Source organism: Autumnicola tepida, assembly GCF_031846485.1.
Taxonomy (GTDB): Bacteria; Bacteroidota; Bacteroidia; order Flavobacteriales; family Flavobacteriaceae; genus Autumnicola; species Autumnicola tepida.
The window spans coordinates 1-4,344 of the sequence record NZ_JAVRHQ010000052.1 but is presented as its reverse complement, the minus strand read 5'-3'; the positions used below and the strand labels follow the sequence as shown (position 1 = coordinate 4,344).

5 protein-coding genes are annotated in these 4,344 nt (G+C 30.4%); all 5 read left to right on the top strand.

Features of this window, described 5'->3' with window-relative positions; translation table 11 throughout:
- Nucleotides 1-1,029: DUF2806 domain-containing protein (locus RM553_RS19130; RefSeq protein WP_311536569.1), on the top strand; the 1,029-nt coding region annotated here is incomplete at its 5' end.
- A gap of 135 nt (nt 1,030-1,164) precedes the next feature.
- A complete protein-coding gene (locus RM553_RS19125; protein ID WP_311536568.1) occupies nt 1,165-2,043 on the top strand; it encodes a DUF5677 domain-containing protein in 879 nt (292 codons plus the stop codon).
- A 143-nt stretch (nt 2,044-2,186) separates the two neighbouring features.
- Entirely contained in the window at nt 2,187-2,882 is a 696-nt protein-coding gene (locus RM553_RS19120; RefSeq protein WP_311536567.1) for an HNH endonuclease, read from the top strand.
- Nucleotides 2,883-2,884: 2 nt separating this feature from the next.
- Entirely contained in the window at nt 2,885-3,544 is a 660-nt protein-coding gene (locus tag RM553_RS19115; protein ID WP_311536566.1) for a hypothetical protein, read from the top strand.
- Nucleotides 3,526-3,819 (top strand): nucleotidyltransferase domain-containing protein, encoded by a 294-nt coding sequence (locus RM553_RS19110; protein ID WP_311536565.1) that lies wholly within the window; start codon nt 3,526-3,528, stop codon nt 3,817-3,819. Before RM553_RS19115 ends, RM553_RS19110 begins: the two co-directional genes overlap by 19 nt.
- The last annotated feature ends 525 nt before the right edge of the window (nt 3,820-4,344 follow it).

The following is a 4,344-nucleotide window of genomic DNA, read 5'->3' as shown; positions in this document are numbered from 1 at the left end:
ATTTTTAAACAAAATTATATGGCTTTAATAGATTTTGATAAAATAAAAGACGTTTTAGGATTAAGTAAACCACTAACTAAATTAATTGAAGTAATTGCTCAAGGAACGGGTGCAATTACTCAACCGTATTTAATTAAGAAAAATGCAGATGCAAAAGCTTATGAAATAAATGTAGTTTCAAAAGCAATTGCAGAAAACCAGAATGGATTAGAGAATATTGAATATGATGAAAAAAAGGTCAGTCTAAGATCACTAAATAAAGATTCAATTCAAGAAGTTACTTCTTTGCCAGACAGAGCTGAAAACAGAATTTCTTATCAAGAACAAAAAAGACAACAAAATATAGAGCGTGTAACTCAAATTGCAGCTGAGCAATTAGAAACAGAAAAAGATGTTAGCGAGGAAAAAGTTGATGATGATTGGACAACAAGATTTTTTAATTATGCACAAGATGTTTCAAATGAAGAAATGCAAAGTCTTTGGGGTAGAATATTAGCAGGCGAAGTCAAAAATCCAAAATCATATTCATTAAGAGCGTTGGAATTGATAAGAAATTTATCAAAAAGAGAGGCTGAAATATTTACTAAAGTTGCCAATTACGCGGTTCAAACAAACAATGATTATTTTCTTTATAAAGGGAAAGATGGCAAATTATTAGAAAAATTTGGTGTTTCCTTTAGCGATATTGCATTAATTGAAGAATTAGGTTTAATGCATTCCGGTGGATTCACATCTTACAAATATTCAAAGGTAAATCAAACTAGTAGCGGACACTTGGTTTTTGGAAGTTTTATAGTTTTTATGGAAAGAAAGCCTAATACACCGGAGTTTAGCATAAGCATACAATTATTCACCACCATAGGTAAAGAACTATTAAAATTGGTAGATATTGATCCTAATTTTGAATATGTCAAAGCTTTTGCTAAAGAAGTTAAAAGTGAAAATACAAGTTTAAAATATGCGGAGGTAATTGAAATAAATGCAGGAACAATAAGGCATTCAATTCCACCAAAAGAAATTCCAGAATAAAAACGAAATGCCAACATCGGTTAATCGCAAATAACGGGTATTGTCAAAAAAGTGTAATTTTAGAAACCAGGCAAGAAAATAGTTAATCCGACAAGTTCGCGTCCCTACTCCCGCAACTTGCGATAACCGTAACCGTTGGCATTAATTGTGAAGAAAAATTTCAAATATAACGATCCGCCTGATTCCATAATTTTTGGAAGTAAAGAACATTTAGAATGGGGACAAGTAGCACTTTTTGAACAAACAAAAATTCTACAAGAAGTTCACGATCGACTTTTAGATCCAAAAGATTCAAAAAAGATGATAATGGCAATGTCCATTATATCAATAAAGGAAACTAGTCGTTCAATTTTATTATTAGCCAGAAATTCAGTGAGAGACTCTTACGCTCTATCAAGAATTTTATTGGATGCGACTTTAAATCTTGGATACTATTCCGTAGATGACAAAATGATTGATAAAGCAATTAAATATTCTCATCAAAAATCATTTAGAGATTTATTTCGAGATATTGATCCTTCCACTCTAGAAGCTAAAAGTAGATTAACAGAAATAAGCGATTTTAAAGTTCCAAATAACCTCAAAAAAGCGTTTGAAGAATTTACAAGCAAAAAAGGAAATGAAATAAGGAATTGGTATGGTGAACCAAGAGATAACGTTTACAAAAGAATTGAGAAAATTGAAAAAGTACACGGAAAAGATATGGGAAAAGTTCTCAATTTTTGCTTGTTTTCAATATATAGACACGCCTCCGAGATTATACATGCAACATTTTTTGGTACGAACTACGGAATTGGATTTACAAACACCAGAGAAGAAATGCCTAAAAATGATGAGGAATATAAAATTTACATTTATAAAATGAATTCCTATTTGATGTCGGTTCTAAACCTTCTTATTGAAACTTCGATTAGAATAATAGATTATGACTTTCATATGGAAGACCTAGTAGAGAAATCGAGAGGTTTTACAAATCATCTTACGGAACTCACAACAAATGCCAACATCGGTTAAGGCAAATAGCCGGTAAAGCGTGAAAATTGTTATTTTAGAATCTAATTAATTTATTCGGTAAACCGACAAATCCGTGTCCCCTACTCCGGCAACTTGTCCTTAACCGTAGCCGTTGTATGCAATACCTCAAGAAATAGAATAATATGAAATGTACTAAAGGTCGAGTAAATCCTAATGCACATACAAAGCTCAAATTATTTGCAGATTCTGGAGGTTACTGTCAAAATCCTAATTGTAATGAAAATTTATTCTTAAGTATAGGTAAATCAGAAATTCATATCGCGGAAATGGCTCACATAATAAGTGATAGTGATACAGGTCCCAGATCTGATAAAGATTTATCAAAAGATAAAAGAAGTACTTTTTCCAACCTAATTCTTTTATGTCCAACTTGTCATACCAAAATTGATAAGGCGGAAAAAGAATTTCCTGAAAAGATTATTATTCAATGGAAAAATAATCATAGTGAGAGGATAAAAAATCTATTTAAGATAAGAGAATATGATAATAGATTCGAGACTAGAAAAAATATAGTAAAAATCTTGAATGAAAATAAAACCATTTTTAAGACTTATGGACCTCTCACGGAAGAACGTTTTAATCCAGAAAGTAACGTCCCAAAAATATGGCTTTCAAAAATTAGACAAATAATTTTACCTAATAATCGGAAATTATTAGGCATTATCGATGGTAATTACTCTAAACTAAAAGAATTTGAAATTGAAACTGTAGAATTGTTTAGACAACATGTGTTAGATTTAGAAGATAGGCATATTAATAGCGTAGAGATCAATGCTACTCAATTCCCTAAAGAACTCAATAATATATTTAAAGATTAACTATGGCTAGAAAATCCACCTTTGAATGGATAATAGAAAAAACTGAAAATTATGATGAAATTGATTCAGTTGATATTTTAGATCAGAACCTTTTACAAATTTCAAGAGATGACGGCGAGGTTATAATAGTAACAACAATATCTAATAAAAATATAAGCCTTGCCGATATAAAAAATCTAATTGAAAAGAATGATGCAAACTTCATTTTACACACAAAAAAAGATCCGTTTATTTGCGGATCAGTGTATGTTTTTTTAGAAGGGAGAAGTAAGATTATTGGTAGTTTCGGAGATCTTTTTAGAGTACTCAAAGAATCTGATATATCTAATTACATACATCCACAAACCAAATTTATTATAAGAGGATTAAATCAGCACGATAAAGTCATAGATATAACTCGGATAGATAACAAAAGATATGAGATACAGAGATACAATCTACCTTCTGTCACGATTATAGCCCTTGATGATTATGATATAGGTTTGGAATCAATTCGAAGCGCAATTGAAAATTATGGAGAATTTGATGCAGTTCTAAAAGCTAATCCTAATGGGAAGATCACAGAATCAGCATATGAACTTGCTGAATCCAAAAATTTTAAAATTTTAAAATGGGGTGAACTTATGGGTAAACTTAATTTAAAATGGAACTGGAAGAAATAAATAAAGAACTTGAAATTCTCTATGAAGAACTTGAAAAAAAACTAAAAAATGTTCACGTCTATTTATTCGGATCAATATTAAATAATTCAAAAAAAGCTAATGACCTGGATATTTTAATTTTATATAATGATATAGATCAAGTGAAATTTATAAAAGAAAAATGTGATATTATTAATCTTATTTATCCTATACATATTTTGTATCTGACCTTTCAAGAAGAAAAAGAATTACAATTCACTTCTGAGCAGAATACCAAATTAGTTTTTAAGATATAGTTATCGGTACTGCATACAACATCGGTTCATCGCAAATAACGGGTATGGCAGAAAAAGTGTAATTTTAGAAACCAGGAAAGAAAATGGTTAATCCGACAAGTCCGCGTCCCTACTCCCGTAACTTGCGATAACCGTAACCGTTGCCAAGAATAGCGCCGACAAAAATAAATATTCTAACCTGCTAATATTGTGTATGTTCTTATTGAAAATGCTGCTCACAATTAGCGAAAAAAGTAATTATAGAATCTCACTTAAAAAGAGCAATTCTTATTGATAGAAGTTTTTTCAGCGGAATCTTATAAACATACATTTTAATTTAAAATTCCAGGAAAACAGAAAAATGAATTAGATTTTTCAATTAAAGAGTATTTATTGTAGAAAGAAATCTGCTTCAAATAAGATCAATCAAACCGGCTTCTACTCTGCCGCAGAATCTAAAAAGAAAAAAATGTGCAAAAACAGAAAGTTTTCAAACGGAAAAAATTTCAAAAAGCACTACGCTGACACCTACTCAGCCGGAAAAAC